General features: G+C 48.2%; 12 protein-coding genes and 1 riboswitch. Of the genes, 11 read left to right on the top strand and 1 reads right to left on the bottom strand.

Annotated features, from left to right (window positions below):
* Positions 1-225 precede the first annotated feature (225 nt).
* A riboswitch (SAM riboswitch) is annotated at positions 226-362 on the top strand.
* A gap of 87 nt (positions 363-449) precedes the next feature.
* The 5 genes from metA to B212_RS35435 all read left to right on the top strand — a co-directional run bounded on the left by metA (position 450) and on the right by B212_RS35435 (position 9559).
* Positions 450-1379 (top strand): homoserine O-acetyltransferase MetA, encoded by a 930-nt coding sequence (metA, locus tag B212_RS0117700; protein WP_019912293.1) that lies wholly within the window; start codon positions 450-452, stop codon positions 1377-1379.
* Between the two features lie 44 nt (positions 1380-1423).
* The gene (locus B212_RS0117695) at positions 1424-2593 is read left to right on the top strand and encodes a PLP-dependent transferase (protein ID WP_019912292.1); all 1170 of its coding nucleotides are present in this window, start codon (positions 1424-1426) and stop codon (positions 2591-2593) included.
* Between the two features lie 216 nt (positions 2594-2809).
* On the top strand, positions 2810-3946 hold the full coding sequence (gene mqnC / locus B212_RS0117690; protein ID WP_019912290.1) for a cyclic dehypoxanthinyl futalosine synthase: 1137 nt from the start codon (positions 2810-2812) through the stop codon (positions 3944-3946).
* 325 nt (positions 3947-4271) lie between these two features.
* Complete coding sequence (locus B212_RS0117685; RefSeq protein ID WP_019912288.1) at positions 4272-4745, top strand: hypothetical protein; 474 nt, start codon at positions 4272-4274, stop codon at positions 4743-4745.
* A 491-nt stretch (positions 4746-5236) separates the two neighbouring features.
* Complete coding sequence (locus B212_RS35435) at positions 5237-9559, top strand: bifunctional 2',3'-cyclic-nucleotide 2'-phosphodiesterase/3'-nucleotidase (RefSeq protein ID WP_019912287.1); 4323 nt, start codon at positions 5237-5239, stop codon at positions 9557-9559.
* A gap of 157 nt (positions 9560-9716) precedes the next feature.
* Here B212_RS35435 and B212_RS0117675 read toward each other — a convergent pair whose 3' ends face one another.
* Positions 9717-9905, bottom strand: coding sequence for a hypothetical protein (locus B212_RS0117675; protein WP_019912286.1), 189 nt, complete (start codon positions 9903-9905; stop codon positions 9717-9719).
* Positions 9906-10066: 161 nt separating this feature from the next.
* Here B212_RS0117675 and B212_RS0117670 point away from each other — a divergent pair, with 161 nt between their 5' ends.
* The 6 genes from B212_RS0117670 to liaF all read left to right on the top strand — a co-directional run bounded on the left by B212_RS0117670 (position 10067) and on the right by liaF (position 16149).
* Positions 10067-10909, top strand: coding sequence for an SPFH domain-containing protein (locus tag B212_RS0117670; protein WP_019912285.1), 843 nt, complete (start codon positions 10067-10069; stop codon positions 10907-10909).
* 12 nt (positions 10910-10921) lie between these two features.
* Positions 10922-11092 (top strand): toxin-antitoxin system HicB family antitoxin, encoded by a 171-nt coding sequence (locus B212_RS33905; RefSeq protein ID WP_019912284.1) that lies wholly within the window; start codon positions 10922-10924, stop codon positions 11090-11092.
* Positions 11093-11667: 575 nt separating this feature from the next.
* Entirely contained in the window at positions 11668-13605 is a 1938-nt protein-coding gene (gene thrS / locus B212_RS0117660) for a threonine--tRNA ligase (protein ID WP_019912283.1), read from the top strand.
* A gap of 347 nt (positions 13606-13952) precedes the next feature.
* A complete protein-coding gene (locus tag B212_RS35740; protein WP_442950117.1) occupies positions 13953-14546 on the top strand; it encodes a 3D domain-containing protein in 594 nt (197 codons plus the stop codon).
* A 135-nt stretch (positions 14547-14681) separates the two neighbouring features.
* Positions 14682-14822 (top strand): hypothetical protein, encoded by a 141-nt coding sequence (locus B212_RS34585; RefSeq protein WP_019912280.1) that lies wholly within the window; start codon positions 14682-14684, stop codon positions 14820-14822.
* 226 nt (positions 14823-15048) lie between these two features.
* The gene (gene liaF, locus B212_RS0117645) at positions 15049-16149 is read left to right on the top strand and encodes a cell wall-active antibiotics response protein LiaF (protein ID WP_019912279.1); all 1101 of its coding nucleotides are present in this window, start codon (positions 15049-15051) and stop codon (positions 16147-16149) included.
* The last annotated feature ends 2 nt before the right edge of the window (positions 16150-16151 follow it).

The following is a 16151-nucleotide window of genomic DNA, read 5'->3' as shown; positions in this document are numbered from 1 at the left end:
GGGTCGCCTTCCATTCCTCTCTCACCTCTTCTTTTCGTCACATAGGGTGTGAAACACTTGTCTAGTATAACGCCCGGGTTTGGGTCTTTCAAGCTAAATTCTCGGGGGTTTCAGAGGCCCTTAAGCATTGTATGGACTTGACGAAAGGGAGGTTCATGATTTAAAGTGAATTTTAAGAAAAGCATTCAACGTTTGTGTGTCTTTTTCTCAATTGAATACAGCTAAATCTTATCAAGAGCAGGTGGAGGGACTAGCCCGATGAAACCCGGCAACCGGCGTGTTAACGCACGGTGCTAATTCTTGCGGAAGCTTTGCACGGATGGCCTTAGACCGCCCGGCATAAGTTCTCTGGCAGATGAGAGAGGCGCATATGACTGCAGATATATGACCTTTCTCCCCGGAGAAGGGTCTTTTTGATATTCTCATGAACAGAAGGAGCGGACATTACAATGCCAATTAAAATTCCTGACAGCTTGCCGGCCAAAGAGGTTTTGTCCGGAGAAAATATTTTTGTAATGGATGAAAGCCAGGCTTTCCACCAGGATATCCGTCCACTGCGGATTGCGATCCTGAATTTGATGCCTACCAAGGAAACGACGGAGACACAGCTCTTGCGACTGGTCGGAAATTCACCGCTTCAGGTGGATGTTGTGCTGCTGCATCCCAGCTCCCACACCTCCAAGAACACTTCGGCAGAGCACCTGAAGAGCTTTTATAAAACCTTTGACGAAATCAGCGACCGCCGCTTTGACGGACTGATCGTTACCGGCGCTCCCGTAGAGCAGCTCGAATTCGAGGATGTGAACTACTGGGAAGAACTGAAAGAAATTTTTGAATGGAGCAAGCAAAATGTGACCTCGACCATGCATATCTGTTGGGCGGCCCAAGCCGGACTGTATCATCATTATGGTGTGCGCAAGGTGGATCTGGACGAGAAATGCTTCGGTGTTTTTTCGCACACAGTACACCAAGCTAACGTTAAGCTGCTGCGCGGCTTTGACGAGGTATTCCATGTTCCGCATTCCCGCCACACGGATGTCTCGCGCGAAGATATTCTTGCCAATCCAGGGCTGCAGATTCTTGCCGAATCAGAGGAAGCTGGAGTGTATCTGGTTTCGACGCTTGACGGCAAGCAGATTTTTGTAACCGGACATTCCGAATATGATCCCTTCTCGTTAAAATGGGAGTATGACCGGGATATCGCCAAAGGAATGGATATTGCGATTCCGAAGCATTACTATCCTCAGGATGATCCGCAGCGCACACCGCCGGCGGTCTGGCGTGCCCATGCCAACTTATTATTCTCTAACTGGCTCAATTACTATGTATACCAGGAGACTCCTTACGATATAGACCAGGCCGATTATTTAGTATTCTAAATATAGAAGAGATTTACGTACACCACACTTAGGAGGCAACAGCAATGGACGAGAAACTGAGGATTGAGAGCAGACTTGCGCAGATGGGTTCAATGGAAGACCCGGCGACGGGGGCGATTAACTATCCGATATACAATGCGACGGCATTCCGTCACCCGAGGCTCGGACAGAGCACAGGATTTGATTACATCCGCACGAAGAACCCTACCCGCTGGGTGCTGGAAGAGGCCGCTGCGGAACTGGAGTCCGGGGATGCCGCCTTTGCCTGTAGCTCCGGGATGGCTGCGCTGACTACGGTATTTGCTCTGTTTGGACAAGGCGACCATCTGGTGGTGTCGCTGGATCTGTATGGCGGAACCTACCGTCTGCTGGAGCGGATTCTCTCCAAATACGGCATCAGCGCGTCCTATGTGGACACGAATGATCTGGACGGGCTGGAGGCTTCGCGGCGTCCGAACACCAAGGCGGTATTTATTGAAACGCCGACCAATCCGCTTATGATGATTACGGACATCGCCGCCGTATCTACGTGGGCCAGCCGGCACGATTTGCTCACGATTGTCGATAATACACTGCTCACACCGTTCTTCCAGCGGCCGCTGGAGCTGGGTGCGGACATTATCGTCCACAGCGCGACCAAATACTTGGGAGGCCACAACGATGTTCTCGCTGGTCTGATCGTAACCAAAGGCGCTGAGCTGTCGGCGGAAATGGCTATACTGCATAACTCGCTGGGTGCTGTGCTTGCGCCGAATGACAGCTACCAGTTGATGAAGGGCATGAAGACACTGGCGCTGCGCATGGAGCGGCATGAGAGCAATGCGCTGACGCTGGCCCATTATCTGCAGGGGCATCCGGCTATTGCGGAGGTTTTCCATCCCGGACTGCCGGACCACCCGGGTTATGAGATTCAGAACCGCCAATCCTCAGGCAACACCGGCATCTTCTCCTTTAAGGTAAAAGATGCCCGTTACGTCGAGCCGCTGCTCCGTCATATCCGGCTGATCGCTTTCGCCGAAAGCCTGGGCGGCGTGGAGTCGCTTATGACCTACCCCGCAGTACAGACCCATGCGGATATTCCGGTAGAGATCCGCGATGCGGTTGGCGTGGACGACCGCCTGCTGCGCTTCTCCGTCGGCATTGAGCATGCGGATGATCTGATCGCAGATCTCGCCCAGGCGCTGGAAGCTGCACGGCTTGAGCTGGAAGCATAGTATTCGGCCAGGCATGACCTGAAGAATAAGAAGATTCGGCAGCAGCGACATCCCGTGCGCTGCTGTTTTATTTTAAAATTAGGATTTTTCAAGCCGCCCTGATTGTGATACGATGAAGCAACGGGCTTATATATTTGTTTTAGATTTCACGCTGAAATAGTACAAATTTAATTTCATCTACCCTATTTTTCTGGGCTTAAAAGGAGACTGCGAACGATGAGTGCTATAGATCTTATTCTGGATAAGACGCTTAAAGGCGAACGTCTCGGGTTGGAGGACACAATCCGGCTGTTCGAAAGCAATGAAATTGAGAAAATGGGCGCTGCCGCTGATATTATTATGAAACGCTGGCACCCGGACCCGCTGGCTACCTTCGTCATTGGACGCAATATCAACTATACGAATGTATGCGATGTGTACTGCCGGTTCTGTGCTTTCTACCGCAGACCTGGTTCTGACGAGGGTTATGTTCTTCCCGATGAAGCCATTTATCAGAAAATCGCCGAGACGATTGCCGTGAACGGTACAGAGATTCTGATGCAGGGGGGAACCAATCCGAACCTGCCATTCAGCTATTATACGGATTTGCTGCGCGGCATTAAGCAGAGATTCCCGGAGATTACCATGCATTCCTTCTCGCCTGCGGAGATTATGAAGATGGTCGAAGTATCCGGCCTGCCGCTGGAACAGGTTGTCCGCGAGATTCACGCCGCTGGCCTCGATTCCCTTCCGGGCGGCGGCGCCGAGATTCTGGATGACCGGACCCGTCGCAAGATCAGCCGGCTCAAAGGCTCCTGGCGGCAATGGATGGACGTCATGCAGACCGCACACAAAATCGGCATGAATACAACAGCTACGATGGTAATCGGCCTTGGCGAGAGCATGGAGGAGCGGGCGCTTCATCTGCTGCGGGTACGTGAAGCCCAGGATGAATGCATTGCGAACAAGTATGACTCCGAAGGCTTCCTGGCATTTATTTCCTGGACCTTCCAGCCGGATAATACGAACCTGAAGCTGGACAGACAGACGCCCGAAGAGTACCTGAAGACCGTAGCAATCAGCCGGCTGGTGCTGGACAATATCAAGCACTTCCAATCCTCCTGGGTAACGATGGGACCTGAGGTCGGCAAGCTGTCCCTGCAATACGGGTGCAACGACTTCGGCAGCACAATGATTGAAGAGAATGTAGTATCGTCGGCGGGTGCGACCTACAAGGTTAACATCGAGTCAATTACCCAGCTCATCCGTGAAGCGGGCAAGATTCCGGCACAGCGCAACACGCGCTACGACATCCTGCGGGTGTTCGACGATGCGAACGCGAAGATTGACAATGATTTTGTGATGCAGAACTAATTTATATTTTAGTGGCGGTTTACGCATAATAGGGTAAATACTTCGTAGGAGAAATAGCGGGTATGTGCTACACAAGATGGAGTATTTACCCCGTTATTTTGATAAAAACAACTACAACGCTTGTTCAATATTAATCCGAATGGAGAGGATTAGTTATGGATAAGCGTTCTTTGTCGTATGGAAGACAAGGAGAAAATTAAGTGTTGTGGGATCCGAAAAAGTAATAACGAAGATTGAACTGTTATTGTAAACTGTTCCTTCCACCATATATAATTTGTTTAGACTACATATTTTACAAAATACAGGCTTTCCATTTGGAGGTTTAATGAAACTCAATTTGAGATACTTAATACTTTTTTGTTTTTTGTTATTTTTATCAGGATGTCAAAATTCGGGTCCTGTTACCGAAAAAGAATTAGATAATTTTATCAATAGCAAGAATTTAGAACATGTCTCAATACAAAAGTTAAATAGTAAGGAGTATTACATTTTTAGTTCTCCTGATATCTATGTTTACCGTAGTTCCTCTGAATACAGTAAATCTAGTGGGATGATACGAGATAAAATAGTTATTGGTGGCTTAGAAAAAGGTTCGATTGGGCTTATAATCAATAACGCACAAGTCTTAAGATATGCTAAAACGTATACAGTAATGATTGATGGAAAAATACGAGAGTATGAATACACGGGCGAGAAGTATTTGATTATAAAAGATTATAGAATATGGAATCCTACTGCTCAATTAAAAATAACATTTCTTAACGATAGAAATGAGGAAATATTTGCAACAGAATATTGAAAACTCTTCTTAATTCAAACTTAAATAATTTGTTTTAGGTTAGTGATTAAATAAAACCTATACAATTATTTTAATCAAAATGTCCAGCTTAGGGAGGTATCACTCATATAATCTGTTTGGGTAGCTCCACTAAATGACATTCAGCACTTGATAAATTGATACTGTATTTAACGATGCGAACGCGAAAATTGACAATGATTTTGTGATGCAGAACTAATTTTAGAGTGATACCCATGTATTCATAACGTTATGTGTAACATTTTTTTGCGGCGTCCATCCTTGAGTGATTTCTCTATAGAACTCGTCAGGGGCGGACGTTTTTTGTTTTTTGTAAAACCATATAGGGCGATTTAACCAAATTTGCGGGAGAAAATATGATATTTTACACAACTATTTATTAGATTTAATGGTTTCTGCTAGATTACTATTTTTGGGTATGATACAATTTTGCGGTCAGTATTAAGAAATATATGGGGAGGAATATCTAACTTATGGCACAAAGAAGTTGGAACAAGCCGATAGCCTCTGTATTGGCGACCACAGTCCTGGCAGCACAAGTGTTAGGCGGAGTTTTTGCAGGACCAATTTTGGGGGCGGGCAAAGCAGCCGCGGCTGGTGCTGAAACAGCAGCTTCTGGAGCGATTAACCTTCGCTTGATGAGCACCACGGATGTTCACACCAATGTGATGGGCTGGGATTACTTTAAAGGTGCTCCATCTTTGACAGTGGGACTGGACCGGACCGCAACTTTGGTCAAAGCAGCCCGTGGCGAAGAAAAAGGTGTCAACAATCTCCTGCTCGACAACGGAGATTTGATTCAAGGAACACCGCTGGGCACTTACTCGGCGAAGCAAGCTGATTCAGAAGGCAAGCTGAACAAAATCCATCCGATGATTGCTGCCCTGAATGCCATGCACTATGATGCGGCGACCTTCGGAAACCATGAATTTAACTATGGTCTGAACTATCTGGCAAGTGTAACATCTGCTACGTATACAAATATTTCTTTTCTGAATGCGAATGTGTATGATGCTACAAGTCATGATAATTATTTTACTCCATACAAAATTATAAAAAAGACAGTTAAAGACAGTACCGGGGGCGAACACGAAATTAAGGTTGGTCTTCTTGGTTTGGTAACGCCGCAAATAATGGACTGGGACAAAGCCAATCTAACAGGTAAAGTGACCACCGAGGACATTGCTGAAACAGCCGAAAAATTTGTTCCAAAGATGAAGGCCGAAGGTGCCGACATTATTATTGCTATGGCGCATACTGGATATGACGCGTCCGCAGTGAAGGGTGACGGCTCAGAAAATGACATCAATGCACTCAGTAAGATTCCTGACATTGATGCCATTACATTCTCCCATACCCATAAGGTATTCCCTGCTGCGGATGAAAATTCTCTGGACGCATTGTTCAAAGATACATCTGGCAAAGTACTTCCGGGCATTGACAATGTCAAAGGCCAGATCAACGGTGTTCCGGCTGTCCAAGCCGGCTACGGCGGGGGGTATCTGGGTCTGATTGACCTTGCAATTGTTCCAGACCCGAATAAGAGCGGACACTGGATGGTAGACAAATCTGCTTCCCTTTCATCGACACGTTCAATTTACAAAACAGTAGATAAGGTGAACTACTCTACAGTTGAACCAGATGCTGAAGTGGACGCTGCTGTTGCTGCTGATCATCAAGCAACGATTGCCTATGTCAATCAACCGCTGGGTACAACAGATGTTCCTATGAACAGCTACTTTGCTATGGTGCAGGATGATCCGACTGTTCAGATCGTGACCTATGCTCAGCAGCAGTATGTTTCGAACTTGATCAACACTGACTCGGCTTATACCGATTATAGAAAATTGCCAATTCTTAGTGTAGGCGCACCATTCAAGGCTGGACGCAACGGTCCTGATGAATACACTGAAATAGCGGCAGGACCACTGACTATTCGCAGCGCGAGTGATCTGTACCTTTATGACAATACGCTGAAAGCAGTTCTGGTCAAGGGTTCTACGGTAAAAGAATGGGTAGAGATGAGTGCGGGCGCATACAATAAAATTGATCCAAATGTCACTACGCCGCAGGCACTGCTCAATTCCAAATTTGCTGTGTACAATTTCGACGTTATTGATGGGATTCAATACAAGATTGATGTAACCAAAAATGCTAAGTACAATCCGGACGGCTCAATTAATGATAATAATTCCAGCCGGGTAACTTCGATTACGTATGGCGGCCAGCCGCTTGATATGAATCAGGATTTTATCGTCGTTACCAATAACTACCGTGCAAGCGGCGGAGGTAACTTCCCGGGTCTCAAGGGCATTACGCCGATTATTGATACACTGGAAGAGAACCGTCAGGTTCTGATGGATTATATCAAGGAAGCGGGTAAGGTAAGCCAGCCGGCAGACAACAACTGGTCCATCCTGCCTATCGAAGGAAATGTCAATTTAACTTTCCCTTCTTCTCCAAAAGCCAAGGCGGTACTTCCTAAGGATGAGAGAATTACTGATACAGGCACGCAGGATAACAAAGGTTTCGAGATTTATAACCTGGATCTAAGCAATGATATCAAGGTTCATATTTTTGGAATCAATGACTTCCACGGACAATTGGATACAACTTCTTATGTTGGTGATAAGCCAGTAGGTACGGCTGCTATTCTAGCGACTTATCTGAAAACAGCACGCGAGAAATATTCAAACACATTGCTTGTTCACAACGGAGACTCAGTTGGTGCTTCTGCTCCGGTATCCTCAATGGAGCGTGATAAGCCGACACTTGAATGGATGAACATGATGAAATTTGATGTCGGGTCTTTGGGCAATCATGAGTTTGACCAGGGGGTGGCAGCGCTGAAGGCACAAATCTTTGGCGGTGTGGACCCTGTTAATAACAAGATTACGCACTTACCTGTGAATTTCGACTATGTCAATGCCAATGCGGTTGACAAGGAAACCGGAAAACCAATTATCAACCCTTATGTAATCAAAGAGGTTGGCGGAGTAAAAATTGGATTTATCGGTGTCGTTACCAAAGCTACTCCAAGTAAAGTATCTCCAGCCGGCACAGCCGGTGTGAAATTCCTTAGTCCCGAAGAAGAAGTTGCTGCGATCAACAAATATGCGGCTGAACTTCAGGCCAAAGGAGTCCAAACGATTATTGTTCTTGCCCATGATCCTGCTACAACCAAAGGGGATGTGACTACGGGAGAAGCTGCTGATTTGGCCAATGCGCTTCCGAAGGATTCACCAGTTGATGTAATTGTCGCTGGTGACAATCATGCTCTCGCTAACGGTCTAGTGAATGGAAAACTGATTGTTCAGGCATATTCCTACGGCACAGCGTTCGAGGACATTAGACTGGTTATCGACCCTGTTACCAAAGACGTCAAAACTAAATCAGCTACTGTAACTAGCACTTTCCAGGATGGCGTGACTCCAGACGCGGATACTGTGGCCCTGGTGGACAAATATCTGAAGCTTCACCCTGAGCTTGCTCTGCCTGTAGGTACTACAGACGGTACAGTTACCCGTACAGATGCTTACAATAATGAGGCTGCTCTGGGTAACCTGATTGCCGATGCTATGCGTCAGGCTAAATTCGATGATGGCAAAGGGCCTGCTGATTTCGCCTTTATGAATCCGGGCGGTATCCGTGCTGATCTTCCGAAAGGCAATGTGTCCTTCGGTGACTTGGCCAAGATTCAGCCATTTGGCAACACGCTTGTGAAGCTTACTCTTACCGGTGAACAAATTAAGAAACTGCTGCAACAGCAATGGGCAACCAAGGCTGATGGAACTGCAGACATCAAGACACTGCAAATTTCCGGCCTGAAATATACGGCTAACATGTATTTGCCAGTTGCTGATCGTATCGCTACTCTTACCAAGACAGACGGAACACCAATCAGCATGACTCAAAGCTATACTGCGGTAGTTAACAACTTCATGGCTGCAGGCGGCGACAACTATAAAGTACTGACTGAAGCCAGTCAATCCCTGGCTGGTCCGATTGACCTGGATGTCTTCTACGATTACGTTAAGAACACTTTCAAGGGCGGTCAAATCACAGCGAAGATCGAAGGCAGAATCACCAATAATACTAATGCTCCAGCTCCAACTTCCAATCCAGGAGGAGGAGGAGGTACTGTGGCAACACCAACACCAACACCTACTCCTACGGCAACACCGGCTGCATCGGCAACACCTGCACCGAGTGTAAAGCCAACAGCAACACCTGCTCCAACTGCAGCGAACTTTAAGGACCTGGGTAAAGTGGCATGGGCACAAGAGGCTATTAGCTCTTTGGCTGCCAAAGGTATTGTGAAGGGTCTGGATGGCAACAACTTCGCACCTAACAAAACAGTAACCCGTGCGGAATTCATCACAATGCTGGTTCGTTCTCTGAATCTTAGTGCTACAGGAACACCTGCTGCATTCAGTGATGTGAAGCAGGGCGTATGGTACTCCGATGCAATTGCGGCGGGAGTATCAGCCGGTCTGATCAAGGGTTCCGGTAACGGCAAGTTTGAACCGGGCCGTGAAGTGACCCGCGAAGAAATGGCAATCATGATTTATGCTGCAATCAAGAATCAACTGCAGCCAATTGATACTACTGCTGCTCTGGCAGGCTTTGGAGACAAATCCAAAATCGCTTCTTATGCTCAAGAGGCTGTAGGTCAACTGACTAAGCTTGGAATTGTTAACGGTGTGGCTGGCGAGAAGTTTGCGCCGAAGAGCGATGCTACCCGTGCTCAAGCAGCGGTAATCATTTACCGTATGCTTCAGAACAAAGCTTCCTAATGCTTGATCGCTAACAAAAATCAACACAAAAAGGTGTTTCGCTTTCATCTCCGGATGAGAGCGGAACACCTTTTTTTAATAGGATCATGGTATTTTCTTGCAGATCCTTACATTGCAAGAATGCTGTAGTGATCACAGCATTGTAATTTTGGTGTTGTTAAGCGTCCTTAACAGCGGCTTCCCATTTACAGCGGATGGGAGAGACAATCGCATTTTCCTTCTTTAGCTCGGTGAAGGCTTTGTCGATAGCTTTGCGTTCCAGGCCGGAGAGCTTTTCCACTTCACCTGCGCTGAGCGGGGTTGCTGAAGCTTTGATAATATCCAGTACTTGTTCTTTGACACTCATGTGCTTCACTTCCTTTTTAGAATAAATAGTGCAGGCATGACCTTTGGCAGATTTATAGTATTAAAAAAACAGAGAAAATGCTGTGATTTTTTAGTTTACAGGTATATCCAAAAGTGATATCATAATCATATCAAATAAATATCTTTATGGAGGCGTTTTTGATGAAGGAGAAAATATTGCATCCGGTCAGCGGCTTTTGGGTTATCGCTTTGATTGCTATCTGTATCGCGGGTGGAATTTATGGCGCAGCTAATGAATATGTCGCAGTGTCTGTTATCCTTTTCGTTATAGCGGCTACGCTTTGCACAAGTATTTCAGTAGTGCAGCCGAATAAATCGGTAGTGGTGACCTTTTTTGGAAAGTATGTCGGTACAATTGCCAGCAGTGGCCTGTTTGCAGTCATTCCGTTCAGCATCCGTAAGACAGTGTCGCTGCGGGTACGCAATTTCAACAGTGTCAAACTGAAGGTGAATGATGTGGAAGGGAACCCGATTGAGATTGCCGCAGTCATAGTATTCAAGGTCATTAACTCGGCCAAGGCCTTATTTGATGTCGATAAATACATGGCCTTCGTGGAAATTCAGAGCGAGACGGCGCTGCGCCATGTGGCAAGCAAATATCCATACGATAACTTTACCGAATCCGGCATGTCCCTGCGGGCCAATGCGGATGAGATTGCCAAGGAGCTGGCTGTCGAATTGCAGGAGCGCCTCTCGATATCCGGCGTGGAGGTTATTGAAGCGCGGCTGACCCATCTTGCTTATTCAACGGAAATTGCCAGCACCATGCTCCAGCGCCAGCAGGCCTCAGCCATTCTGTCCGCACGGCAGATCATTGTGGAAGGAGCTGTCGGCATGGTCGATATGGCAATCCGTCAGCTTAAAGAGAACGGAGTAGTGGAGCTTGACGAAGAACGCAAAGCAGCGATGATCAACAATCTAATGGTGGCGATTGTGTCTGAGCGCGGAGCGAGTCCGGTGATTAACGCCGGCTCGTTGTACTAAAGGCGGTTCGTCATGGCGGCCAAAAAGAGCTTTCCGCTGCGGATCGACCCCGAGCTGCACGAAGCGCTGGAACGATGGGCGGGAGAAGAATTTCGCAGCGTGAACGGGCATATCGAGTACCTGCTGCGTGAGTCTTTGAAACGCGCAGGCCGCTTGCCTGAACGGAAACGCCGGGAGGAGTAATGCGAAGGGCAGAGGGCGCTTCAGCTCCGGATGCATTATACCGGCGGTGGTTATGCGGGTAGCATGTCGAGGCTTGTCAGTTCTACACCAAGTATTGAGAACTTTAGGCTGTGTCTGACTTGACGGAAGGCCTGAGTCAGATTTATAATTACACAAGATTCACGCTATCAGCTTTGACAAAGACATGGATTGTTACTTCAGGACCGCTTCAGAGAGAGGGAACCTCAGGCTGAAATTTCCTCCGGTACCAGTTATCAATCTACCCCTTTGTAGCTGCGGTTATGAACTCCTGCAGGCTGTTTAATTACAGACCGCTTGCCCGGACAGTAAGAACCGCCGGTTCATGGCCGTTATTCCCATGCTGACGAAGGATTCCGGCAAGAACTTGGAATCGAATTTGGGTGGAACCACGGGTGCAATCACTCGTCCCTTCGCGGGACGGGTGTTTTTTGTGTGCGCAGACATTTCCGTTCCGTAATATAGGTCACAAAACTTAGGCTATGCTTCCGAAGCCAGTTTTGCTCGAAGCAAATTCAGTGGAGCCCAGGCTCACAAAACTTTTAGGAGGAATAACAATGTCAGTAAATATCAAACTGCCGGACGGCTCGGTCCGGGAATATGCCGACGGCAGCAGCATTGACGATGTAGCAGCTTCAATCAGCAGCGGACTGCGCAAAAATGCCGCAGCAGGCAAGCTCAACGGAATCGTTGTTGATTTGTCCACACCGCTTGAGGAGGGTGCGCTGGTTGAGATCGTTACTCTGGATTCACCGGAAGGTCTCGAAGTGATGCGCCATAGTACTGCCCATCTGATGGCCCAGGCGGTAAGACGCTTGTTCGGAACCAAAGAAGTGAAGCTTGGCGTAGGTCCGGTGATTGAGGATGGATTCTACTATGATATGGATCTGGAGCATCCGCTGAATCCCGAGGACCTGCTGAAGATTGAGAAGGAAATGGAGCGTATCATTTCGGAGAATCTGCCGATTGTGCGCAAAGAGGTCAGCCGCAAGGAAGCGCTCGACAGATTCGGTGAGCTTGGCGATCCTTACAAGCTGGAGCTGATCGAGGCGCTGCCTGAAGAGAGCGTTATTACAATTTATGAGCAGGGCGAATTTTTCGACCTTTGCCGCGGCCCGCATGTACCGTCCACAGCGAAAATCAAAGTATTCAAGCTGATGAACGTAGCCGGAGCTTACTGGCGCGGCGACAGCAAGAACAAGATGCTTCAGCGCGTATATGGCACGGCCTGGATCAAAAAGGCACAGCTTGACGAGCATTTGCGCCTGCTGGAGGAAGCGAAAAAACGTGACCACCGGAAGCTGGGCAAAGAGCTGGAGATTTTCACTTTTAATCAACTGGTAGGACAAGGGCTGCCGATCTGGCTGCCAAAAGGTGCTAAGCTGCGCAGCATCCTGGAGCGTTATATTGTAGATCTGGAAGCAAGTCTTGGTTACCAGCATGTGTACACTCCGGTGCTAGGTAATGTAGAACTGTATAAAACCTCCGGTCACTGGGAGCATTACCAGGAAGATATGTTCCCCAAGATGTCGATTGACAATGAGGAATTTGTGCTTCGTCCGATGAACTGCCCGCATCACATGATGATTTATAAAAGCTCGATGCACAGCTACCGCGATCTGCCGATCCGCATCGCGGAGCTGGGGATTCAGCACAGATATGAAATGTCTGGAGCGTTGACTGGTCTGCACCGTGTGCGCTCCATGACGCTGAATGATTCCCATATCTTCTGCCGTCTTGATCAGATCAAGAGCGAATTTACCCGCGTGCTTGAGCTGATCAAGCAGGTATACAGCGATTTCGGGATTGCCGACTACCGTTTCCGCCTCTCATACCGTGATCCTAAGGATACTGAGAAATACTATCCGAACGATGAAATGTGGGAAACTGCACAAGGAATGCTGCGTGAGGTAGTGGAAGAAGCTGGTCTGCCGTTCTATGAAGCGGAAGGCGAAGCGGCATTCTACGGTCCGAAGCTGGACGTGCAGATCAAAACCGTGCTTGGCAAAGAAGAAACATTGTCCACGGTACAAATTGACTTCCTGCTGCCTGAGCGCTTCGAACTGGAGTATGTCGGAGATGATGGTCAGAAGCACCGTCCTGTCGTGCTGCACCGCGGTATCCTTGGGACTATGGAACGTTTTGTCGCCTTCCTGCTGGAGAACTTTGCCGGCTCGCTGCCGCTGTGGCTGTCTCCGCAGCAAGTGAAGATTATTCCTGTCTCCTCAGCCTTTGATGATTACGCGAAGGATGTGGCTGCGAAGCTGCTCGTAAGCGGCATCCGGGCGGAAGTGGATCTGCGCAACGAGAAAATGGGCTACAAAATCCGTGAAGCGCAGCTTGAGAAGCTTCCATATATGTTCGTAGTCGGCGAGAATGAAATGAATGCCGGAAGCGTCTCGATCCGCAAACGCGGAGAAGGCGATATCGGAGCTAAGCCTTTGCAGGAAGTTATTGCTACATTGGTTCAGGAAATTGCCGAACGCGTAATCTAACAGGACTGCTGCTGTAGCTTCCGTAACGTTCATATTCCCTAATCAGCCTCTGTCATATGCCACATGGAGCCAGTTTGTTTTGAGCTTCATGTATAAAATTTTGTGAATCGGGAAACCTTCGCTAATAGGGGGAGGTTTAACTAATGAACAAAATGGGCTTATGCCAGAGGTTTTGGTGTCTTTTCGTCACTGTTGTGCTTTTGCTGACAGCAGTCGGCATCTATCCTGATTTCGGACGCAAGCCGGTGGAAGCGAGCGGGACGGAGGACACTGCAGGTCAGCTAAGCAGCAGCATAACGAGGTCATTGGATTTACAAAATACAAAGGGTTCTGCACCATTAAGCAATATCGCCCTTTCCAGAGAAGTTGTACGCTCAGAGGCGCTGGCAAAGTCTGGTCAGCCGGCAGCAACGAATGCTCCGAAGCCCACAGCGGCATCGGAGGCTGTCAAGCAGCCGGCTAAATCTTCATCCAAGCCGCCTGTGTCCGTACCGGTATCTGCACCTGAACCAGAGCAGATTATCACTTCACTGAAAGTGACGGCAACCGGCTATACTGCCGGATTTGAGTCCACGGGCAAAACTTCAAAGCATCCGGAGTACGGCATAACCTACTCGGGCGTCAAAGTGCGCAGAGACAAAAATGCCGTATCTACGATTGCGGCGGACCCCAAGGTGATTCCGCTTGGCAGTGTCCTGTATATCCCGGGCTACGGCTATGCGGTAGTAGCAGATACCGGTTCCGCAATCAAAGGGCGTAAGATTGATCTCTATTTTGCCACTACCAAGCAGGTCTATAAGGAATGGGGCAAAAAATCAGTGGTGGTTCAGCTCATCAAACGCGGCAACGGAAAATGTACGGAGAGCATGCTGAAGAGTCTCGGCAAAGCAATTCAAACCCACAACGCTATTCCGCAGTATCTGCTGGAAGAAGTGATCTAACAGTCTTGCGGAATAAATCCGCGGCTTGAATCTTTTTTCACTTAGCATGTATAATCCGGCCCTGCACTTCTCATAATACGGACTGGGGCCAAGCACTGGCCTCTTCCTATGAGAGAAAAGGGAGGTGAAGATTCCGTGGCTAAGAAACCAAAGGTACAAGAAAACTATAAAACACCGAATGAGAAATTTAATGCGGAGTTTGCTGCTGAAAATGATACGCTGACCAAACAGAGCAGCAATACGTTCTCCAAACCGGCGCAAAAACCGCAGCAATAATGCTGTAAGTCATCAGGCAACTGCTGACAGACAAGGACTGTTTCCCATCAGCTAATTAGCTGCAGGAGGCAGTTCTTTTTTTATTTGAGCTGTTTTTGTTTCCTCCGTCCCGAGACGGAGGCGTGTTTCATTCTCTCGCCGCTGTTCTCGGCAAGCATCTTCCTGTACACTAAGGCTATAAGAGTGAAGAAGGATGACTTACACTAACTAAAAGGGGAAATGAAGGATGAAAAGACGGTTCACCAGCCAGATCCTTGGGGGACTGATCCTAATCGGACTGGGAGCGCTGTTCCTGCTTAGACAGATGGGCTATACCGACGTAAATATAGGCTCACTGTTCTCGGACTATTGGCCAGTTATTCTTATTATAATGGGTGTGCAGCGCTTTCTATCCACGGATGATCGCGGCGCAAAATTTTCATCTATGCTTGGAGGATTTTTCTTTTTGGCCATCGGGCTATTTTTCTTAGGGCGCAACTTGGACTGGTTCGATGTTTCCGCAAGCGAGTTCTTCAAGTTGCTTATTCCGGTCATGCTGATCGGTGGCGGGCTGTATGTTATTTTTAAGCCCCGGGGCACAACTCCGCCACCACCGCCAGCCCCTCCGGCACCGCCAGCACCGCCAAGCTTCTATCCGCCTGGTCCAGGCAAAAGGACTGAGAATGTCGAGCCGCCTAAGCCGCTGGAATCCACACTGGATGAGCAGTTCGAGCAGAAATTCGGCAAACCGGCCGAAAAGCGGGATTGGAATGAATATCTGCACAAGCAAGATGAGGAGGAAGAGGAAGAAGATCAGGGCAAGAAAGGCCATTTTCATTCTGCTAAGGAAGCACGCTGGCAGGAAAACCGTGAGCGGCATGAACGCAGACGCCAGGAGCGGAATGAACGTCACAGCCGCAGACATGGCGAGTGGCATGAGGAGTTTCATGAATCGGGCGACCCTAAGGAATCGACGCACCGTTCGGCTTTTATCGGGGATGTCCATATGGGCAAGGAGCATTTTCAACTAAAGAATACCAATATTTCACAGTTTATCGGCGATACGGTATTGGACCTTACGAATGCGCAAATTGCTTACGGCGAGACGAAGATTAATATTTCTGCTTTTGTGGGCGACATCAAGGTGTACATTCCGGAAGATATGGATCTTGGTGTGTCGGTACACAGCAGCTCGTTTATCGGGGATATGCAGGTGCTGGATCAGTCGCGCAGCGGGTTCATGGGCAGTGTGCAGTGCAAGACGCCTTATTATAAGGAAGCCGGCAAAAAAATCCGTATTAACGTAAGTGCCTTCATCGGCGACGTTAAAGTCAAAACGGTAGGTTAAGC

Origin of the sequence: Paenibacillus sp. HW567, assembly GCF_000374185.1 — a bacterium.
GTDB lineage: Bacteria > Bacillota > Bacilli > Paenibacillales > Paenibacillaceae > Paenibacillus_AQ.
This window is presented reverse-complemented; position numbering and strand designations above follow the sequence as displayed.